Source organism: Thioalkalivibrio sp. ALJT, from assembly GCF_000381825.1.
Taxonomy (GTDB): domain Bacteria; phylum Pseudomonadota; class Gammaproteobacteria; order Ectothiorhodospirales; family Ectothiorhodospiraceae; genus Thioalkalivibrio.
This window is the reverse complement of the sequence record NZ_KB907125.1, coordinates 87,288-107,472: the sequence shown is the minus strand read 5'-3', so window position 1 is coordinate 107,472 and position 20,185 is coordinate 87,288. Positions and strand designations below refer to the sequence as shown.

General features: G+C 67.8%; 18 protein-coding genes, 1 other RNA gene and 2 pseudogenes. 16 read left to right on the top strand and 5 right to left on the bottom strand.

Going from position 1 to position 20,185, the window contains the following annotated elements; translation table 11 throughout:
- The first annotated feature begins 4 nt into the window (after positions 1-4).
- From ntrB to G332_RS0107260, 12 genes and pseudogenes are all read left to right on the top strand, one after another.
- Complete coding sequence (gene ntrB / locus G332_RS0107310; RefSeq protein ID WP_019583129.1) at positions 5-940, top strand: nitrate ABC transporter permease; 936 nt, start codon at positions 5-7, stop codon at positions 938-940.
- A 26-nt stretch (positions 941-966) separates the two neighbouring features.
- Positions 967-1,767: an ABC transporter ATP-binding protein gene (locus G332_RS0107305; RefSeq protein ID WP_019626341.1), complete on the top strand. Its 801-nt coding sequence runs from the start codon at positions 967-969 to the stop codon at positions 1,765-1,767.
- A complete protein-coding gene (gene nirB / locus G332_RS0107300) occupies positions 1,767-4,247 on the top strand; it encodes a nitrite reductase large subunit NirB (RefSeq protein WP_019626340.1) in 2,481 nt (826 codons plus the stop codon). Before G332_RS0107305 ends, nirB begins: the two co-directional genes overlap by 1 nt.
- Positions 4,244-4,615, top strand: coding sequence for a nitrite reductase small subunit NirD (nirD, locus tag G332_RS0107295; protein ID WP_019626339.1), 372 nt, complete (start codon positions 4,244-4,246; stop codon positions 4,613-4,615). The genes nirB and nirD overlap by 4 nt, the downstream gene beginning before the upstream one ends.
- 1 nt (position 4,616) lies before the next feature.
- The gene (locus G332_RS0107290) at positions 4,617-7,307 is read left to right on the top strand and encodes a nitrate reductase (RefSeq protein WP_019626338.1); all 2,691 of its coding nucleotides are present in this window, start codon (positions 4,617-4,619) and stop codon (positions 7,305-7,307) included.
- A 2-nt stretch (positions 7,308-7,309) separates the two neighbouring features.
- Positions 7,310-8,767: a siroheme synthase CysG gene (gene cysG / locus G332_RS0107285; RefSeq protein WP_019626337.1), complete on the top strand. Its 1,458-nt coding sequence runs from the start codon at positions 7,310-7,312 to the stop codon at positions 8,765-8,767.
- A complete protein-coding gene (locus tag G332_RS0107280; protein ID WP_019626336.1) occupies positions 8,764-9,630 on the top strand; it encodes a uroporphyrinogen-III synthase in 867 nt (288 codons plus the stop codon). Before cysG ends, G332_RS0107280 begins: the two co-directional genes overlap by 4 nt.
- 49 nt (positions 9,631-9,679) lie before the next feature.
- Positions 9,680-10,006: pseudogene (locus G332_RS12745) on the top strand (aldo/keto reductase); the annotation flags it as partial.
- 271 nt (positions 10,007-10,277) lie between these two features.
- Positions 10,278-10,892 (top strand): annotated as a pseudogene (locus G332_RS12740) (aldo/keto reductase); the annotation flags it as partial.
- A 101-nt stretch (positions 10,893-10,993) separates the two neighbouring features.
- A complete protein-coding gene (locus G332_RS0107270; protein ID WP_019626333.1) occupies positions 10,994-11,653 on the top strand; it encodes a DUF6064 family protein in 660 nt (219 codons plus the stop codon).
- Positions 11,654-11,742: 89 nt separating this feature from the next.
- Complete coding sequence (locus G332_RS0107265) at positions 11,743-12,018, top strand: cupin domain-containing protein (RefSeq protein ID WP_012982192.1); 276 nt, start codon at positions 11,743-11,745, stop codon at positions 12,016-12,018.
- 215 nt (positions 12,019-12,233) lie between these two features.
- Complete coding sequence (locus tag G332_RS0107260) at positions 12,234-12,512, top strand: HigA family addiction module antitoxin (RefSeq protein WP_018866417.1); 279 nt, start codon at positions 12,234-12,236, stop codon at positions 12,510-12,512.
- Positions 12,513-12,633: 121 nt separating this feature from the next.
- On the opposite strand, the gene G332_RS0107255 is transcribed toward G332_RS0107260, so the two are convergent.
- The 5 genes from G332_RS0107255 to G332_RS0107240 all read right to left on the bottom strand — a co-directional run bounded on the left by G332_RS0107255 (position 12,634) and on the right by G332_RS0107240 (position 15,216).
- Entirely contained in the window at positions 12,634-13,311 is a 678-nt protein-coding gene (locus G332_RS0107255; RefSeq protein WP_019626332.1) for a glutathione S-transferase family protein, read from the bottom strand.
- A 4-nt stretch (positions 13,312-13,315) separates the two neighbouring features.
- Complete coding sequence (locus G332_RS0107250) at positions 13,316-13,780, bottom strand: EVE domain-containing protein (RefSeq protein ID WP_017941841.1); 465 nt, start codon at positions 13,778-13,780, stop codon at positions 13,316-13,318.
- 31 nt (positions 13,781-13,811) lie between these two features.
- Positions 13,812-14,453, bottom strand: coding sequence for a 5-formyltetrahydrofolate cyclo-ligase (locus tag G332_RS0107245; protein ID WP_019626331.1), 642 nt, complete (start codon positions 14,451-14,453; stop codon positions 13,812-13,814).
- Positions 14,454-14,501: 48 nt separating this feature from the next.
- A non-coding RNA gene (gene ssrS, locus G332_RS13260) (6S RNA) lies at positions 14,502-14,687 on the bottom strand.
- Between the two features lie 73 nt (positions 14,688-14,760).
- The gene (locus tag G332_RS0107240) at positions 14,761-15,216 is read right to left on the bottom strand and encodes a rhodanese-like domain-containing protein (RefSeq protein WP_019626330.1); all 456 of its coding nucleotides are present in this window, start codon (positions 15,214-15,216) and stop codon (positions 14,761-14,763) included.
- 237 nt (positions 15,217-15,453) lie between these two features.
- On the opposite strand from G332_RS0107240, the gene aroC reads away from it, so the two are divergent.
- The 4 genes from aroC to carA all read left to right on the top strand — a co-directional run bounded on the left by aroC (position 15,454) and on the right by carA (position 20,168).
- Positions 15,454-16,557 carry a chorismate synthase gene (gene aroC / locus G332_RS0107235; RefSeq protein ID WP_019626329.1) on the top strand — a complete coding sequence of 368 codons (1,104 nt, stop codon included), beginning with the start codon at positions 15,454-15,456 and terminating at the stop codon, positions 16,555-16,557.
- A gap of 44 nt (positions 16,558-16,601) precedes the next feature.
- Complete coding sequence (locus G332_RS0107230; RefSeq protein WP_019626328.1) at positions 16,602-17,765, top strand: MFS transporter; 1,164 nt, start codon at positions 16,602-16,604, stop codon at positions 17,763-17,765.
- Positions 17,766-17,837: 72 nt separating this feature from the next.
- Positions 17,838-18,632: a 4-hydroxy-tetrahydrodipicolinate reductase gene (gene dapB, locus G332_RS0107225; RefSeq protein ID WP_019626327.1), complete on the top strand. Its 795-nt coding sequence runs from the start codon at positions 17,838-17,840 to the stop codon at positions 18,630-18,632.
- Positions 18,633-19,034: 402 nt separating this feature from the next.
- The gene (gene carA / locus G332_RS0107215; protein WP_019626326.1) at positions 19,035-20,168 is read left to right on the top strand and encodes a glutamine-hydrolyzing carbamoyl-phosphate synthase small subunit; all 1,134 of its coding nucleotides are present in this window, start codon (positions 19,035-19,037) and stop codon (positions 20,166-20,168) included.
- Positions 20,169-20,185: the final 17 nt, after the last annotated feature.

Below are 20,185 nucleotides of genomic sequence, written 5' to 3'. Positions count from 1 at the left end.
TATGATGAGTGCCATTCTCGATCGCAACATGACCTTCGGCGCCGGGCGCGAACGCCCGGCGGCCGCGGAGACCTCCACGGCCCCGGTGGCCCGCTCGGCCCCGCCGTCGGCCCGGTCCGGCGGTGCCCCGCCGCCCGACCCCGGGCTCTGGGGTCGGCGTATGCGCCACGCGGCCACCGTGGTCCTGCCCCCGGTGATCGTGACCGCGATTTTTTTGTTTCTGTGGGAAATGATGACGTCCTCCCAGGGAGCCGTACTGCCCGGCCCGAGTCAGGTGATTACCGACACCTGGGAACTGATCGTCAATCCGTTCTATGACCACGGGGGCAACGACGTGGGCATGGCCTGGCAGCTGCTCGCGAGTCTCGAGCGGGTGGCCTACGGCTATGCCCTGGCGGTGGTGGCCGGGATCGGTCTCGGGGTGCTGGTCGGCCAGTCCACCTGGGCGATGCGCGGGCTGGACCCGCTGTTCCAGGTGCTGCGCACCGTGCCGCCGCTGGCCTGGCTGCCGATCTCCCTGGCCGCGTTCCAGGCGAGCAACCCGTCGGCCATCTTCGTGATCTTCATCACCGCGATCTGGCCGATCATCATCAACACCTCGGTCGGCATCCGGAACATCTCGCAGGACTACGTGAACGTGGCCCGCGTGCTGCGCCTGAACGGCTTCGAGTACTTCACCAAGATCATGCTCCCGGCCGCCGCGCCGTATGTCTTCTCCGGTCTGCGCATCGGCATCGGCCTCGCCTGGCTGGCGATCGTCGCCGCCGAGATGCTGATCGGCGGGGTCGGCATCGGCTTCTTCATCTGGGATGCCTGGAACGCCTCCATGCTCAGCGACATCGTGCTGGCCCTGGTCTACGTCGGCCTGGTCGGGTTCTTCCTCGACCGTCTGGTCGCGATCGTCGGCAACTGGGTCACCCGCGGCACGCAGGCCGGCTGAGCCGGCCCCCTCACAGGAGAATCATCATGACCAGCTATCTCTCCATCGAACACGTCCACAAGACCTTCGGCGAAGGCCCGACGGCCAGCGAGGTGCTGCGCGACGTCGACCTGCACGTGGACCGCGGCGAGTTCATCTCCATCATCGGCCACTCCGGCTGCGGCAAGTCGACGGTGCTCAATATCGTCGCCGGGCTGCTGGAGACCAGCACCGGCGCGGTGATCCTGGACGGCAAGGAGGTCAGCAAGCCGGGCCCGGATCGCAGCGTCGTGTTCCAGAACCATTCCCTGCTGCCGTGGCTGACCGTGCGCGACAACGTGGCGCTGGCGGTGGACAAGACATTCAAGGGCACCAAGTCCGCCGCCGAGCGGCGCGAGTGGATCCTGCAGACCCTGGACATGGTCGGCATGAGCCACGCGCTGGACAAGCGCCCGGACGAGATCTCGGGCGGCATGAAGCAGCGCGTGGGCATCGCCCGGGCGCTGGCGATGGAGCCGAAGGTCCTGCTGATGGACGAGCCCTTCGGCGCGCTGGACGCGCTGACCCGGGCGCACCTGCAGGACGAGGTGATGCGCATCCAGTCCGAGTTGGGCAACACCGTGCTGATGGTCACCCACGACGTGGACGAGGCGGTGCTGCTGTCCGACCGCATCGTGATGATGACCAACGGCCCGGCCGCGACCATCGGCGAGATCCTGGAGATCGACCTGCCGAAGCCGCGCGAGCGCCTGGTGATGGCCGACAACGCGCAATACAACCACTACCGGGCCGAGGTGCTGCGCTTTCTCCACGAGCGCCACAAGAACCCCGAGTCGGAGGCCGCGTGATGGACACCGCGAACGAGAAGCCGCGGCTGGTCCTGATCGGCAACGGCATGGCCGGGATGCGCACGGTCGAGGAGCTTTTGAAGCTCAAGCCGGACATGTACGACATCACCGTGTTCGGTGCCGAGCCCTGGGGCAACTACAACCGCATCATGCTCTCGCCGGTGCTGGCCTCGGAGAAGACCGTCGACGAGATCATGCTGAACGACGATGCCTGGTATGCCGAACGCGGCATCACCCTGCACAAAGGCAAGCGCATCGAACGGGTCGACCGCGTGAACCGGCGGGTGATCGCCGAGGACGGCACCGAGGCGTCCTATGACCGCCTGCTGCTGGCGACCGGCTCCGATCCGGTGATGATCCCGGTGCCGGGGCACGAACTGGAGGGCGTGGTCGCCTTCCGCGACATCCACGACGTGGACGCGATGCTCGCCGCCAGCCGCGCACATCGGCATGCGGTGGTGATCGGCGGCGGCCTGCTGGGCCTGGAGGCCGCCAACGGCCTGATGCGCCAGGGTATGGAGGTCACCGTGGTGCACCTGATGGATCACCTTATGGAGCGCCAGCTGGATGCCGAGGCCGCCGGGATGCTGCGCGGCTCGCTGGAGGAGCGCGGCATGCGTTTTCGCATGGCGCACCAGACCGAGGCGATCCTGGGCGAGGACCGTGTCACCGGCGTGCGCTTCACCGACGGCAGCGAGGTCGATGCCGATCTGGTGGTGATGGCGGTTGGCATCCGCCCGAACACTGCGCTGGCCGCGTCCGCCGGGCTGCACTGCGAGCGCGGCGTGGTGGTGAACGACACCATGCAGACGTATGACCCGTCGATCTACGCGGTCGGCGAGTGCGTGCAGCACCGTGGCGCCACCTACGGCCTGGTCGCCCCGCTGTGGGAGCAGGCGAAGGTCTGCGCCAACCACCTGGCCGAGTACGGCATCGGGCGCTACGAGGGCTCGATGACCTCCACCAAGCTGAAGGTGACCGGGATCGACCTGTTCTCCGCCGGCGACTTCACCGGCGACGAGACCACCGAGGACCTGGTGTTCAAGGATGCCGCGCGCGGCGTCTACAAGCGCCTGGTGCTGAAGGACAACCGCATCCAGGGGGCCGTGCTGTACGGCGATACCCTGGACGGCTCCTGGTACTTCCAGCTGATGCGGGACGGAACGCCGGTGGCCGACATCCGCGAGAACCTGCTGTTCGGCCAGGCGCATATCGGCGACTCCGGTCACGGCGACGAGGCCTCGCGGGTCGCGGCCATGCCCGACGAGGCCGAGATCTGCGGCTGCAATGGCGTGTGCAAGGGCGAGATCGTCCAGGCGATCAGCGAGCACAAGCTGTTTACGCTGGAGGACGTGCGCGCCTACACCAAGGCGTCGAACTCCTGTGGCTCCTGCACAGGGCTGGTGGAGTCTGTGCTTGCCACCACGCTGGGCGGCGACTACTCCGACGCCCCGGCGAAAAAGCCGGTCTGCGCCTGCACCGATCACAGCCACGACGAGGTGCGTGCGGCTATTGCCCGCGATGGCCTGAAATCGATGCCGGCGGTGTTCGAGGCCCTCGACTGGAAGACCCCGAACGGCTGCCATGTCTGCCGTCCGGCGCTCAACTACTACCTGCTGGCGGCCTGGCCGAAGGACTACCGGGACGACGCGCAGTCGCGCTTCATCAACGAGCGTGCCCACGGCAACATCCAGAAGGACGGAACCTATTCCGTCGTGCCGCGCATCTGGGGCGGGGTGACCACGCCGGCCGAACTGCGGGCGATCGCCGAGGTGGCCGAGCGCTACCAGGTGCCCACGGTCAAGTTCACCGGTGGCCAGCGCATCGACCTGCTGGGAGTCCAAAAGACCGACCTGCCGGCGATGTGGCGCGATCTCGGCGACGCCGGGTTTGTCTCCGGCCATGCCTACGGCAAGGCCTTGCGCACGGTGAAGACCTGTGTCGGCTCCGAATGGTGCCGCTTCGGCACCCAGGACTCGACCGGGCTCGGCATCCAGCTGGAGCGGATGACCTGGGGCTCCTGGACCCCGCACAAGTTCAAGATGGCGGTCTCCGGCTGTCCGCGTAACTGCGCCGAGGCGACGATCAAGGACCTGGGCGTGGTCTGCGTGGACTCGGGCTACGAGCTGCACGTGGGCGGCAACGGCGGGGTGAAGGTGCGCGCCACCGACTTCCTCTGCAAGGTGGAGACCGAGACCGAGGTGCTCGAATATGCCGGGGCCTTCATGCAGTTCTACCGCGAAGACGCGCGCTATCTGGAACGCACCGCCCCGTGGATCGAGCGCGTTGGGCTGACGCGGGTGAAGGAACGCCTGGTGGACGACGCCGAGAACCGCGCCGCGCTGTACGCGCGCTTCCTGGAGTCGCAGGAGGTGGCGCAGGTGGACCCCTGGGCCGAGCGGGCCGCCGGGCATGCGGCGCACGAGTTCATCCCGATCAAGCCGGTGGACGCGACCCCGCGCCAGGGGGTGTCGGCATGAGCTGGCTCGCGATCTGTCCGCTCGAGGACATCCCGCCGCTGGGTGCGCGCGTGGTGGCGGGCCCGAACGGCGACATCGCCGTGTTCCGCACCGCGGATGACCGCGTGTTTGCCCTGCGCGATCAGTGCCCGCACAAGGGCGGGCCGCTGTCGCAGGGCATCGTTCACGGCGAGCGCGTGACCTGCCCGCTGCACAACTGGGTGATCGATCTGCAGTCCGGCGAGGCCACCGGGGCGGACAGTGGCTGCACCCATGCCTTCCCGATCCGGGTGACCGACGGTCAGGTGTGGCTGGACCTCTCCGGCGTCACGGGCGACGCCGCGGACGATACCGCTGCGGTGCCGGTCGCCTGCCGCGAGGCGGGCTGAGATGGCCACGCCCGAGCCGGTGACCCGTACGACCTGTCCCTATTGCGGGGTGGGCTGCGGCGTGGAGGTGACCGCGACGCCGGAAGGCGAGTTTCCGGTCGCGGTGCGCGGCGACCCCGCCCATCCGGCGAATGCCGGGCGCCTGTGCTCCAAGGGCGCGGCGCTGGCCGAGACCCTCGGCGACGAGGGCCGGCTGCTGCACCCGGAGATCGGCGGGCGGCGTGTCGACTGGGAGACCGCGCTGGATCATGTCGCGGACGGCTTTCGCGAGACCATCGCGGCACACGGGCCGGATGCGGTCGCCCTGTACGTCTCCGGGCAGATCCTGACCGAGGATTACTACGTCGCCAACAAGCTGATGAAGGGCTTCATCGGCTCGGCCAATATCGACACCAACTCCCGGCTCTGCATGTCCACGGCGGTGGCCGCCCATACCCGTGCCTTCGGTGTGGATGGCGTGCCGGGGAGCTATACCGACCTCGAGCAGGCGGATCTGGTCGTGGTCACGGGCTCCAACATGGCCTGGGCCCACCCGGTCCTGTTCCAGCGCCTGCAGGCCGCCCGCGCGGCGCGCCCGGAGATGAAGCTGGTGGTGATCGACCCGCGGCGCACGGCCACCGCCCAGGCGGCCGACCTGCACCTGCCGCTGGCGCCGGGCACGGATGCCTGGCTGTTCAACGGCCTGCTGGACCATCTGCGCCGGGAGGATGCGCTGGACCCCGGCTTCCTGGAGCGCCATGTCGACGGCTTTGCCGACGCCCTGGCGGCCGCGCGGGCCTCCAGCCCGTCGATCGCCGCGACCGCCGAGGCCTGCGAGCTGGAGCCGGAGGCCGTGGCAACGTTCTTCCAGTGGTTTGCCCGTACCGAGCGCACCGTGACCGCCTTCTGCCAGGGCATCAATCAGTCTGACAGCGGCGTGGACAAGGCCGGGGCGATCCTCAACGTGCATCTGGCCACCGGCCGCCTCGGGCGCGCGGGCATGGGACCGTTCTCACTGACGGGCCAGCCGAATGCGATGGGCGGGCGCGAGGTCGGCGGACTGGCCAGCCAGCTGGCCGCGCACATGGGCTTCGACGAGGCGGACCTGGACCGGGTCGGGCGTTTCTGGGGCGCACCCAACCTTGCTCGCCAGCCGGGGCTTAAGGCGCTGGACCTGTTCCGCGCGGTCGAGTCGGGGCAGGTGAAGGCGGTCTGGATCATCGGCACCAATCCGCTGTTCAGCCTGCCCGAAGCCGCGCGCTTCGAGCAGGCCCTGGCCGCATGCCCGCTGGTCGTGGTCTCCGACTGCGTGCGCGAGACCGAGACCACGCGGGTGGCGGACGTACTGCTGCCGGCGACCACCTGGGGCGAGAAGGACGGCACGGTGACCAACTCCGAGCGCCGCATCTCGCGCCAGCGCCCGTTCCGCGCGCCCCCGGGCGAGGCCCGGCACGACTGGTGGGCGCTGGCCCGGGTCGCGCAGCGGCTGGGTTTCGCCGACGCCTTTCCCTATACCCGCCCGGGCGAGATCTTCCGCGAGCATGCGGCGCTGTCCACCTTCGAGAACCACGGCACGCGCGACTTCGACATTGGCGCACTGGCCAGGCTGTCCGACGCCGAGTACGACGCCCTGGAGCCAGTGCAGTGGCCGCTGCCGGCGGGGAGCCGGACGGGCGCCGAACACCTCTACGCCGATGGCCGTTTCTTCACCGCCAGCGGCCGGGCGCAGCTCGCGGCCGTGACCCCGCAGGCCCCGACCGACCCGGTCGCTGCCGAATATCCGCTGCGCCTGAACACCGGCCGCATCCGCGACCAGTGGCACAGCATGACCCGCACCGCACGCACCCCGCGCCTGAGTGCGCATCAGCCGGAACCGTTCGTCGAGATCCATCCGGTGGATGCCGGGCTGTTCCGGGTCCAGGCCGGCGATCTCGCCGAGGTGACCAGTCGCCACGGTCGCCTGCTGGCGCGGGTGCAGGTGAGCCGCGAGCAGCGCCCCGGCAGCGTGTTCGTGCCCATGCACTGGAGCCGGCCGATCGCGCGGCTCGCCCGGGTCGATGCGCTGGTGCCCGCGCATGTCGACCCGGTCTCCGGGCAGCCGGCATTCAAGCACACGGCCGTGGCCTTGCGCCCGGCGGCGCTGGACTGGCACGGCTTCGTGCTGAGCCGCGAGCCGATCGCCACGCCCGAGTCGGACTACGCAGTCACCGCCCGTGGTCGCCGACACCTGCGTACCGAACTGGCCGGGCGGGGCACACCGCCCACGGTGGATGCGTGGCGCGAACGCCTGGACGGGCCGGGGGAATGGCTGGAGTTCGCCGACCCCGCCGGGGGGCGCTACCGCGCCGCGCAGATCCACGAGGGGCGGCTCGCCTGCGTGCTGTTCGCGGGCCCCGACCGGGGCTTGCCCGAGCGCGAGTGGCTGGCCGGCCTGTTCGCGGCCGAGACGATCAGCGATACCGAGCGCATGGCGCTCCTGACCGGGCGTCCACCGAACGGCCAGGCCGCGCGCGGGCGCATGGTCTGCGCCTGCTTCGGCGTGGACGAGACGCGCATCCGCACTGCGATCCGCGAGCAGGGGCTTGCCACCTGCGAGGCCGTGGGTTCGGCCCTTGAGGCGGGGACCAACTGTGGCTCCTGCCGACCCGAGATCCAGACCCTGTTGAACGAGGAAGCCGAGGCGCCCACGGACCCCGTGGCGCGGGAGGGATAAGCATGGAACACCTGCCGATCTATATGCAGTTGCACGGCCGCGAGGCCCTGGTGGTTGGGGCCGGGCCGGTCGCCACGCGCAAGGCGGCGCTGCTGCTGGAGGCCGGGGCCCGGGTGCGCCTGCGGGCCCCGGCGTACAGCGAGGCCGCCGAGCGCCTGCTGCGCGAACAACCGGGGTCGATCAGCCGCGATCCGGGTGTCTATGACAGCGAATGCCTGGATAGGGTCGCGATCGTGATCGCCGCGACCGATGACGCGGAGGTGAACCGCCAGGTCTCCGAAGACTGCGTTGTACGCTCGATCCCGGTGAACGTCGCCGACCAGCCCGAGCTGTGCAGCTTCATCCTGCCGGCGATCGTGGAGCGCGGGCCGCTGACCATTGCGATCGGCTCCGGTGGCCGCGCCCCGGTGCTGGTTCGCCTGCTGCGCGCGAAGATCGAGAGCCTGATCCCGGCCGGCTATGGCCGGCTGGCCGATCTCGCCGGGCGGCTGCGCGACCGGGTGCGCGCCCGTTTCGACCACGTGAACGCGCGCCGCGCCTTCTGGGAGCGGGCCTTTGCCGGTCCGGCCACCGAGCTCGCCCTGGCCGGGCGCATGGACGCGGCCGAGGCGCGCCTGGAGCAGGAACTGGCGGATGCCGCAACCAGCACGCCCGGCGAGGTCTACCTGATCGGCGCCGGGCCGGGCGATCCCGACCTGCTGACCTTTCGCGCGCTGCGCCTGCTGCAGCAGGCGGATGTGGTCGTCTACGACCGGCTGGTGTCCTCCGAGGTGGTGAACCTGGCCCGGCGCGAGGCGGAACGCTTCTATGTCGGAAAGGAGCGTGATCGCCATTGTGTACCGCAGGCAGAGATCAGCGCGTTGCTCTCGCGTCTGGCGCGCGAAGGCAAGCGGGTCGCGCGCCTCAAGGGCGGGGACCCCTTCGTGTTCGGGCGTGGCGGCGAGGAGCTGGACGTCCTCGCGGCCGATGGCGTGGCCTACCAGGTCGTCCCCGGGATTACTGCGGCCAGTGGCTGCGCAGCCTATTCGGGGATCCCGCTGACCCATCGTGATCATGCCCAATCCGTGCGGTTCATTACCGGGCACACCCGCGAGGGCCGCCTGGATGTGGACTGGGACCAGCTAAATGATCCACATGAGACGCTGGTGTTCTACATGGGGCGGCGCGCCCTGTCGGCAATCTGCCAGGGTCTGAAGGGGGTGGCACAGCGCGCCGGGTCCACCCCGGCCGCGATCATCGAGAACGGCACCACGAACCAGCAACGGGTGGTGTCGGGCACATTGGATACGCTGGCCACCCAGGCGGAGCGCGCTGGGGTCGGTTCGCCGAGTCTGATCGTGGTGGGCGATGTGGCGGCCTGCCACCAGCGCCTGGCCTGGTTTAAACCGGATGCCGGTGCCGATGCCGCCTTCCCGCAGCCGATGCCAGGGCCACAGACGGCGGCCGCGAGCGCCGCGTGACGGCCGTCGCTCAGGAGGTGGGGCAGGCACTGGCGGGCGAACTGGCCGGACGTCGGATTGCCATCCCGGAAAGTCGCGCCCTGGAGGTGCTGGCTGGTCTGCTGGAGCGGCGTGGGGCCAAGGTGTGGCGCTGTCCGCTGGTGGCAATCCACGATAGTCCGGATCGCACGGCGGTCGAGGCCTGGCTGCGCGAGGCGATTGAACGGCCATTCGACCGGATGATCTTCCTGACCGGCGAGGGCTTCACCCGTCTGACCGGTTTTGCCCAGCGCTCCGGGCTGGAAGACCCGTGGCTGGCGGCCGTGGGCGCGACCCCGACCTTGGTGCGCGGGCCGAAACCCGGAAGGGCGATGAAGCCGTTCGGCGTGGTGCCGGATACGGTGGCCGCAGTGCCGACCACGGAGGGCATCATCCACACCCTGGCCGAGGTGGGTCTGGCTACCGGCAAGGACATGGCGCCACGCATTGGCGTTCAGCTCTATGGGGAGGAACCCAACTGGAAATTGGTCGACTTCCTCGAGAACCGTGGGGCCGAGGTGCGCTGCGTGGCGCCTTATCGCTACGCGGATGGTGCAGAAACCGATCGTGTGGCGGAATTGGTCGTGGCCCTGGCCGATGGGAGACTGGATGCCATCGCCTTCACCAGCCAGGCGCAGGTCCGGCGGTTGTTGCGCGTTGCAAGAGATCGGAGGTGCGAAGAAGCGCTCATTGCCGCTCTGCATCGAACCGTGGTAGCTGCTATTGGCCCGGTGGTTGCAAATGAGCTGCGCTCGGCGGGTATCGTGCCCGGTGTAATTCCGGACGCCCAGTACTTCATGAAGCCCCTGGTCACGGCGCTGTCGAAGCATTGGTCGGGAACTTGAGGCCCGTGGCTGGAGACCACGTAAACAAGTTCCTCGTAATGGGTGAGGCATGTCTATGGTCGACCACGGGCAGTCCCGGCGCTCCTTTTTACGATGGGTGGCTGGTTCGCTAGCGGGTGCATGGGCCGGCATTCCTCTGCTGACACATGCCAACGAGGGGCGCGTGCTGAACCTGAAGCCGATTCCGTCGTCGGGCGAGGAGATCCCGGTGATCGGGATGGGTACGTGGATTACCTTCAACGTGCCGGAGAGCCCGGATCCGCTGGCGGTGCGTACAGAAATTCTGGACACGTTCTTTCGGCGTGGCGGCGGCATGATCGACTCCTCGCCGATGTACGGGCGCGCCGAAGCGGTGGTAGGCCATGGCCTGCGCGAGCCAGGGAAATACTGATCCATGTACACACTCGCGTTGGCACCCCAGGTTTTCCGAGACAAGGCGCGCCGCGCAGCGCCGTAGCCATTCTACGGCCAAGTGGCGCAACGCCGGATCGGGGAACCTGGGGTGCCAACCCCGAAGGGGCTCGGCCGCTTTCGAGTGCGCACTGCGTTGCGGCTCCCTTGTGCAGAATGACTGCACGGCGGTCACCGCGCCTTGTTCGCACGCCAAAGCGACTCGAGCGCGAGTGTGTACATGGATCAGTGTTTCCCTCGGGTATCCCGAGGGCCTGTTTGCGGCGACCAAGGTCTGGACCCGAAGTACCTCCACGGGGCGCGAGCAGCAAGCGGATTCCCTGGACCTGTGGGGTGTGAGCCGCCTGGACCTGCAGCAGGTGCACAACCTGCAGAACTGGGGGGCGCACCTTGAGACGCTGCGCGAACGGCGCGAGGCCGGGGAGATTCGCTACATCGGTATCACCACTTCGCATGGGCGGCGGCATGACGAGATGGAACGGATCATGCGCTCGGAGGACCTCGATTTCGTGCAGCTGACCTACAACATCCTGGATCGCCAGGCGGAGCAGCGCCTGCTGCCGTTGGCGGCCGAGCGCGACATTGCGGTCATCGCCAACCGCCCGTTTCGGCGCAAGGCGTTGATCGAGCGTTTTGAAGGGCACCCGCTGCCGGATTGGGCGGACGAGATCGAGTGCGAGAACTGGCCACAGTTTCTGCTCAAGTTCATCGTGTCCCATCCGCATGTCACCTGCGCGATCCCGGCGACTTCGGTGGACGCGCACATGGAGGAGAATATGGGTGCCCTGTACGGGCCCCTGCCGGATGCCGACATGCGCGAACGCATGGTCGCCTACGTCGGCGACCTGTAGGAGGCCAGCCCTCTGGCCGATAAGTCTTGTCGCACGCCGAGTCGGCCAGAGAACTGGCCTCCCACAGTAATGATCTTCAACCCATGGGTACGGGGAGATAAATGCTGCCGTTTGACGGACCCACCTGGCTGGCGATTCTCGACCAGTACAACCAGGCGATCTGGCCGCTGCATGGGGTGGCGGCCTTGTTCGTGCTGGTATCGATTGCGATGGCGTTTTTCAGTGGGCGTTTCGCGGGTCGCGCGATCGGACTGTTGATGGGCGTGCTGTGGGCCTGGATCGGACTGACGTTCTTTGGTGGTTCGCTGGCGCCGTATCACTTCGCCGCCCATTGGCTGGCTGGGGTGTTCGTGGCGCAGGGGTTGATGATGGTGTTCGCCCTGACGGTGATGGGGCGCGGTGCCTTCGCCTGGCCCGGCGGATGGGCGGGTTTATTGGCCGTTGTACTGATGTTTTACGCAGTCGTCGCCTATCCCCTGGTTGGACTCGCGTTGGTGGATACTTCCTGGTCGCAACTGTCGTATGTGGGGGTGGCGCCGGGCCCGACCATGTTGCTGACCCTGGGGTTGTTGCTGCTCGGGTACCCGCGACCGCCGCTGATCCTGGCGATCATCCCGTGTCTCTGGGCGCTGGTCACCGGCTACATGGCCTGGGAACTGGGGATGCCCCTCGATTACATCTCGGCCGGACTCGGCATTATGGCTTTCGTGCTGCTGGTCGTGCGCCGTTTCCGCCGCGAGGAGAGGCGGCTGTTTCGATAGCCCGGAGTGCCTGGGCTGGCCGGTGACGCAGCGAGACGGTAGGGTCTTGCGCGATTCCCAATACGACGCAGCGCAACGTAGGAGGCGCCATGTCCATCGAAGTGATCCATCGACCGGAACAGGACCATCTGGAACGCCTGGGGGTGTTCGACTGGCCGGTGTGGGAGAAGGAAGTCTCGACCTTCCCCTGGCACTACGACGAGCGCGAGGTCTGCTACATCCTGGAAGGGCAGGTGACGGTGACGCCGGATGATGGTGGCGAGCCCGTCACCGTGGGCGAGGGCGATCTGGTGACCTTTCCCGAGGGCATGGGCTGCACCTGGGAAATCCACCGCGACATCCGCAAGCACTACCGCTTCGGCTGAGCCCCCCGCATTCGGGTCGGTTTGGCTCGTGTAACGTTACGGATTACAGTGCAAGTGTCTGCCAGGGAAGGCCGATGATCAGGAAGATTCGTCACAAGGGACTGAAGCGCCTGTACATGTGAACCGCAACCGGGTTGTCACCTTCACGTTCAGTGGCGACGATGCGGACCAGGTGGATTATGAAGACTACCACTGAGCCTCTGGAGGATACGTCGATGCGGAATCCGCCCCATCCCGGGCGGATCCTGCGCCGGCGCGTGCTGCCCGGGCTGGGGCTTTCGGTGACGGAGTTTGCGCAGCATCTGGGGATGTCCCGCAACGCGGTCTCGCGTGTACTGAACGAACATGCCGCGATTTCGCCGGACTTTGCCGTGCGCCTCGAGAGCGGCGGCATCGGCGAGGCGCGCCACTGGCTCACCATGCAGACGAACTTCGATCTGGCCCGGGCCGAATCCCGCGACGAGAACCACATCCGGCGGTTTGCAGCTGCTTGATGGGTGCTGTTCCTTTCGTCGAGTAAGCAAGCAGCCCGGTGGGGGCGCGCTTGCGCGCGAATCCGGGGCCTTGGCTGGCGCCTACCGCCGGTTCGCGGCCAAGGCCGCTCCCACACGGGCTTTAGCGGGCGAGCCAGTGGGTGTCGAGGGGGGTGTTGAAGGTCTCCTCGACGCGGCGCAGGTAGTAGAGCATGTCGACGGGCAGGTTGATGCCGTCGTGCATCTGCAGGGGGTAGAGGTCGGCGGCGATCACGCAGTCGGCGATGGACGGGTGGCCGAGGTAGAAGCGACTGGCGGCCAGGTGTTTCGCTAGTTCCGGCAGGTGGCTGAGCCTGGCGAGCTGGTTGTAGCCGTCGTAGCGGTCGTTGGCGAGTTCTTCCAGCGACATGCCGAAGCGGTGCTGTACCTGGGCCTTGAAGTCGGCCAGGGCCTCGGCGCTCTCGCCGATGCCGTGAAAGCCCGGTGCCAGCGGGGCGTAGAGTCGGTCCAGTACGATCTCCACCTTGGCGCGCCAGTCCACCAGGGCCTGCCAGGCGTCCTCGGCGATCACGCCGTCGGACAGCGGCTCGCCGCTCGGGAACAGGCGGTCGATGTCGCGCAGTGCGGCGAGTGTGTCGGTGACCAGGGTGCCGTCATCGGTCTGCAGGATCGGCGACTGACGCGCCACGCCCAGCTCGAAGAAGGTTTCGTCGTCGAACCAGTCCAGCGCGCGGGTCTCCAGCGCGACCCCCTTGTAGCCACAGGCCAGGCGCAGCCGGTCGGCCTTCGCGTCATGCGGGAAGTGGTAGAGCGTGGCCACGGGGCTACTTCCCGCGCTGGGCATGGCTCAGGATGAAGTCCCACTGGTCCTGGGTGATCGGCATCACCGACAGGCGGTTGCCGCGGCGCACCAGCGGGCAGTCCTCGAGTTGCGGCTGCTGCTTCAGCCAGTCGAGGGTGATGATGTCGCCGAATTTTTCCTCGAAGGCGACGTCCACGCGCAGCCAGCGCGGGTTGTCCGGGTCGCTCTTGGGGTCGTAGTGCGGGTCTTCGGGGTCGAAGGCGCAGGAATCCGGGTAAGCCTCCTTCTCGATGCGCAGGATGCCGACGATGCCCGGGGGCTTGGCGTTGGAGTGGTAGAAGAAGGCGAGATCGCCCTTCTTCATCTCGTCGCGCATCATGTTGCGCACCTGGTAGTTACGGATGCCGTCCCAGGGCTCCACGCCGACGCGTTCCAGGTCGTCGATGCTGAACTCGTCGGGCTCGGATTTCATCAGCCAGTAGGCCATGCGGGCTCCCAGTACCGGGTCGGGTGTGTGGTCAGGTGTGCGTATTGTGCCGCGTACGTGCCGGCAGCGCATGCCAGCCATGTTCGGTTATGACCGCATCCAGTGGCACATCCCACGGTTGCACCGGCAGGCGCGGGACGGCCTGCAGGCTGTGCGCGACGCCAATCAGCTTTGGTCGCTGGATGCCGAAGCGGCGGCGGGCGAAATAGCGGTCGTAATAGCCCGCGCCCATGCCCATGCGGTTGCCGGCATGGTCGAACGCGACCAGTGGCAGCAGCACGACCTGCATCTCGCGCCGCCAGATGCGCGGGGCGTCGGAACAGGGCTCGGCAATGCCGAAGTCGTTGTAGCAAAGCGGCGCGTCCGGCGCCCAGGCGTGGAAGTGCATGCGTCCGGGGCGTTTGGCGTCCATCACCGGCAGGGCGATGCGGGTGCCGCGCCGGCTCAGTGCCACGGTCAGCGGGGTCAGGTCCACCTCGCCACGCAGGCCGCGATAGGCGCCGATGCAATGCGGCTGCCAGCGTTGGAGCCAGCGCAGCAGGTGCGCGCTGATGGCGGCGGAATGCCGGTCGAGCTGGTCATTCGACAACGCGACGCGCGCACGGCGAAGACGCAGGCGCAGGGCGCGCAGCTCATTGGGCGACAGCGAATCGGGTGTGTTTTGCGCTGGCATGGGAATTCGGGATTGGCAGGGGAAACGTCGGGTCCCCCAGGAAGTGGACGCGCCCCGCAGGCGCCGGCGTGACCTTTGACCTTGAACCTGAGGTTCAGGTGGGAGAAGTCTCCGGATCTTTAGGCTTTCCGCTCGAAGACGGACATGCACAGCGAAACGGAAGTACTCGGTCCCGTGGTGAAGAATTAAGGCTCAAGGGTACCACCGGGCCACAATCGAACGCCGCAGTGACGCGTCCGGGTCCATTATGAATCAAACCCCCGGGGGGGTGTGCAACCCCTCTTGTAGTGGGGGTTTGCCCGGAGGGTCAGCACTGCTCCCAGGGCAGGCCGTGGTAGCGCCAGCCGCCGCGGGTGGAACGTTGATGGTGCTCGTCCAGCGGGCCTTCGAAGCCTTCTTCTACCGAGAAGACGTTCTCCAGTCCGGCATCGACCAGGGCCTGGCCGGCCGCCAGGGTGCGCTTGCCGCTGCGGCAGATCAGGTACAGCGCGGGTGCATCCGCGCCGTGGTCGGTGGCGCCCCCGAGCAACAGTTTGCGCACCTGGGGGACAAACTGGGGGTTCTCGGTCCAGTCCGGCTCGTCGATCCACGGGATGTGGATTGCGCCGACCGGATGCCCGACGAACAGAAATTCCATGGTCGAACGGATGTCGATCAGCAGGTCGCGCGGGCGTTGCTGTAGCCGCGCGTGGGCTTCCTGCGGGCGGATCCGGTGCACGCCTGGAGCGGCGACGGTCGTCTGGTTGGCGAGTGGGTCATCCATCGTGTTTCCCTATGGCGGCGGAGGCCTCCCGGGCCCGCAGGTGCCGCAGTTACATTGCGAAGTCGAGGCGGCTGAGGGGCTTTGTCACCGTGTTCTCCGTGCTGTGGTTTCGGGTTCTGTTCAACGATCATCGCAGACAGGAGACGGGCTTGCCGAACCGGCCATTCCACCGGCGTCCGACCCGCTGCCAGTGCGGGAACAGGCGACAGCCGCGCCGCCCGCGGCTACACTACGCGCATGTCGGGAAACAGCTTTGGGCGACTGTTCGTCGTCAGTACCTTTGGTGAGAGTCACGGGCCGGCCCTGGGCGCGGTGGTGGACGGGTGTCCGCCCGGTCTGGAGCTGTGCGAGGCGGATCTGCAGTTCGACCTTGATCGCCGCCGACCGGGGCAGTCGCGTCACACCACCCAGCGGCGCGAGCCGGACCAGGTGCGCATCCTCTCGGGCGTTTTCGAGGGGCGCACCACCGGCACGCCGATCGGGCTGCTGATCGAGAACGTCGATCAGCGTTCCAAGGACTACAGCGAGATCATGGATCGCTTCCGTCCCGGGCATGCGGACTACACCTACCACCAGAAATACGGCGTGCGCGACTATCGTGGCGGCGGGCGCAGTTCCGCGCGCGAGACGGCGCTGCGGGTCGCGGCCGGCGGCATCGCGCGGCGCTATCTGGAACAGCGCTACGGCATCACCATCCGCGGCTGGCTGGCCCAGCTGGGCCCGATCGCGCTGGAGGCGAAGCAGCCGGAGATCGCCAACGACAACCCGTTCTTCTCCCCGGACCCGGACAAGGTGCCGGAGCTGGAGGAGTACATGGACGCCCTGCGCAAGTCGGGCGACTCCATCGGCGCGCGGGTCACCGTCGAGGCCATCGGCGTGCCGGCAGGCTGGGGCGAGCCGGTATTCGACCGCCTGGATGCCGAGCTGGCGCATGCGCTGATGAGTATCAACGCGGTGAAGGGCGTGGAGATCGGCGCGGGCTTCGAGTCCGTGACCCAGCGCGGCACCGAGCACCGCGACGAGATCACCCCCGAGGGCTTCCTCTCCAACCACGCGGGCGGCGTGCTGGGCGGGATCAGCACCGGCCAGGCAGTGCGCGCCAGCATCGCGCTGAAGCCGACCTCCAGCATCCGTTTGCCCGGGCGCAGCATCAACACCGCGGGCGAGCCGGTCGAGGTGGTGACCAAGGGACGGCACGACCCCTGCGTGGGCATCCGCGCCACCCCGATCGCCGAGGCGATGATGGCGCTGGTATTGATGGACCATGCCCTGCGCCATCGCGGGCAGAATGCCGACGTGGCGGATACGGGCCTCGCACTGCGCGATCATCCCGGCGAATGACGCGGCCGTCCGGCCGTAGTCTCCTGAACCGGTAGGGCCCTGCAATGGCCGTGACGCAGAACGCGCGCCTGTCCGGGGTCTATTTCTTCTACTTCGCCAGCCTCGGCGCCTTCATGCCGTTCTGGGGGCCGTATCTCTCCGAGGAGGGGTTCAGCGGCGCCCAGATCGGCGAGCTGATGGCGATCGTACTGGCGACCAAGATCATTGCGCCCAATGTCTGGGGTTGGCTGGCCGACCGTGCTGGCGCACACATGCCGATCGCGCGCTGGGGCGCGCTGGGCGGGGCGGTGGCCTTTGCCGGGGTGCTGCTGTACACCGGCTACTGGTGGCTGGCGGTGGTGATGGCCGCCTACAGCTTCTTCTGGAATGCGATCCTGCCGCAGTTCGAGGCGACCACCATGCGCTCGCTGGGGCAGGATGCGCACCGCTATGCCCTGGTGCGGCTGTGGGGCTCGGTGGGTTTTATCGTCGCGGTGGCGCTGCTGGGCTGGGCCTTCGATCATATCGACGTGGCCTGGCTGCCGTGGATCGTGCTGGCGATCCTGATCGCGGTGGTGGCGGCCGCGCAGTTCGTCCGCGAACCGGCGCGCAACCATGAGGAAGACAACAACGCCCCGCCGCTGCTGGCCGTGCTGCGCCGTCCCGAGGTGATTGCGCTGTTTGTGGCCTGCTTCTTCATGCAGGCCAGCCATGGGCCGTACTACGCCTTCTTCACCCTGTACCTGGAAGAGGCCGGATTCTCGCGCGCCGTGGCCGGGCAGCTGTGGGCGCTGGGGGTGGCGGCCGAGGTGGTGCTGTTCCTGCTGATGCCGCGGCTGATCCTGCGCTTCGGGGCCTGGCTGCTGGTGTCGGCAGCCCTGGTGCTGACCACGCTGCGCTGGGGGCTGCTGGCGGCGGTACCGGATTCGTTGCCGATGCTGCTGTTCATCCAGGTGCTGCATGCGGCCAGCTACGGGGTGTACCACGCGGCGGCGATCTCGCTGATCCACTATTTCTTCCCGGGCCGGCTGCAGGGGCGCGGGCAGGCGCTGTACTCCTCGCTGGCCTTCGGGCTGGGCGGGGCGATGGGCTCGCTGGTGGCCGGCTATCTGTGGGACGGCATCAGCCCCGCCTCGGTGTACGTGTTCGCGGCGTTCCTTGCCGCAGCCGGGGTGGTCGCCTCGGTGTACGGCGAATGGCGTTTCCGCACCCCGGTGCGAACCCTGTAACTGGCACGTTGCGGCAAAGCTTCGTAGGGTGCGCATACCCCGATGGAACGACAGAACCGGATGGAACAAACGATGATTCGAATTGCGATTGCGGGCGCCGGCGGGCGCATGGGCCAGAACCTGGTGCAGGCGGTGGATGAGCACGCCGAGGCGCGGCTGGGCGCGGCCAGCGAACGGCCGGGTAGCGAGGCGATTGGCGAGGTCGTCGGCCAGGAGGGTCAGGTGCGCCTGGTCGAGGATCTGGCGACCGTGACCGACGACTTCGACGTGCTGATCGACTTCACCGCGCCGCAGGCCACCATGCAGCACCTGGATCTGTGTGCGCGTGCCGGCAAGGCCCTGGTGATCGGCACCACCGGTCTCGATGCGGATCAGGAGCAGCGTCTGCGCGACGCGGCGGCCACCATGCCGATCGTGTACGCGCCGAACATGAGTGTCGGGGTCAACCTGACCTTCAAGCTGGTGGAGCTCGCGGCGCGGGCGCTGGGCGACAGCGTGGATGTCGAGATCCTGGAGGCGCATCACCGCCACAAGGTCGATGCGCCCTCCGGTACCGCGTTGAAGCTGGGGCGTGTGGTTGCGGAGACTCTGGGACGGGACCTGGAGGACGATGCCGTGTATGGCCGCGAGGGCCAGACCGGGGCCCGTGACCGTCGCACCATTGGCTTTGCCACGGTACGCGGTGGCGACATCGTGGGGGAACACACGACGCTGTTCGCCGGCGATGGCGAGCGCGTGGAGATTACCCACAAGGCCTCCAGTCGGACCGTGTTTGCCTCCGGTGCGGTGCGTGCCGCCGTCTGGCTTGCCGGTGCCGGGAATGGGCTGTTCGATATGCAGGATGTGCTGGGCCTGCGCGATCTCTAACCGGCGGCGCCGACCGGCGTTTTACGGGCGCAGTATTCTTTGTCGTCGAGTTTTGGGGGCTTCGTCTGGCCACCAGCAGGCAGGCGGCGGGCCAAGCGCACGTAGACACCGGAGGCTGTACCAGGGCCAGCTAAAAACGCCGGATAGCAAGCTCTCGCCAGCCATGAATGAAGAGGCGGGTGACGTCGGAAAAGGAGCGTTCGTTGGACGTCGCGCGCGGCGCTCGCGTACACTTGAGGCCATATCCGTACCCGCTCTCGCCTGCATCGAACCGTTGCCGAAACGGGGATTGTTCCCCGCCGAAACGGTGTGGACGAGGCCGGGTCCATGGTCCCGAACGAACCGCGTTATCGCCGCCGGCACAGGGCCGGGCGGCGGTGTCCAGACCACCCGGAGGTCCCCGTGTCTGCGCCTGCTCTGCTCGTCCTGGAAGATGGCACTGTATTTCATGGTCAGGCGATTGGCGCCCAGGGCCAGACGGTCGGCGAGGTGGTGTTCAACACCGCGATGACTGGTTATCAGGAGATCCTGACCGATCCCTCCTATCACCGGCAGATGGTCACGCTGACCTATCCGCATATCGGCAACACCGGGACCAACCCGGAGGATGACGAGTCCGCGCGCGCCCATGCCGCCGGGCTGATCATTCGCGACCTGCCGCCGCTGGTGTCGAACTGGCGTTCGCGCGAGTCGCTGCCGGATTACCTGCTGCGTCACGGCATCGTGGCGATCAGCGGGATCGATACCCGCAAGCTGACCCGCATCCTGCGCGAGAAGGGTGCGCTGAACGGCTGCATCCAGGCCGGCGAGGTGGACGAGGCCGCCGCCCTGGCGGCCGCGCGCGAGTTCCCCGGCATCAAGGGCATGGACCTGGCGCGCGAGGTCACCACGCGCAACCGCTACGAGTGGCTGGAGGGCACCTGGCAGTTGGGCGAAGAGCCGGCGCGGGTGACACCGGAGCAGGCCGAATTTCATGTGGTCGCCTACGACTTCGGCATGAAGCAGAACATCCTGCGCAAGCTGGCGGATCGGGGCTGTCGCGTGACCGTGGTGCCGGCCGAAACGCCGGTGGACGAGGTGATGGAGCTGAAGCCGGACGGCGTGTTCCTGTCCAACGGCCCGGGCGACCCCGAGCCCTGCACCTACGCGATAGAGGCGATCCGCGACATCTGCGAGCGCAAGCTGCCGCTGTTCGGCATCTGCCTCGGGCATCAGCTGCTGGGGATCGCCAGCGGTGGCAAGAGCGTGAAGATGAAGTTCGGCCACCACGGGGCGAACCACCCGATCCGCCACGAGGAAAGCGGGCGGGTGATGATCTCGTCGCAGAACCACGGCTTTGCGATCGACGAGGACAACCTGCCCGATACGCTGACGCCGACCTACCGGTCGCTGTTCGACGGCACGCTGCAGGGCATCGCCCGCACCGACTGCCCGGCCTTCAGCCTGCAGGGGCACCCCGAGGCCAGCCCGGGCCCGCATGACGTGTCCCCGGCGTTCGATGACTTCGTCGAGATGATGCGCGCCGCGCGTAGTTAGGGAAACATTTGTTTCCC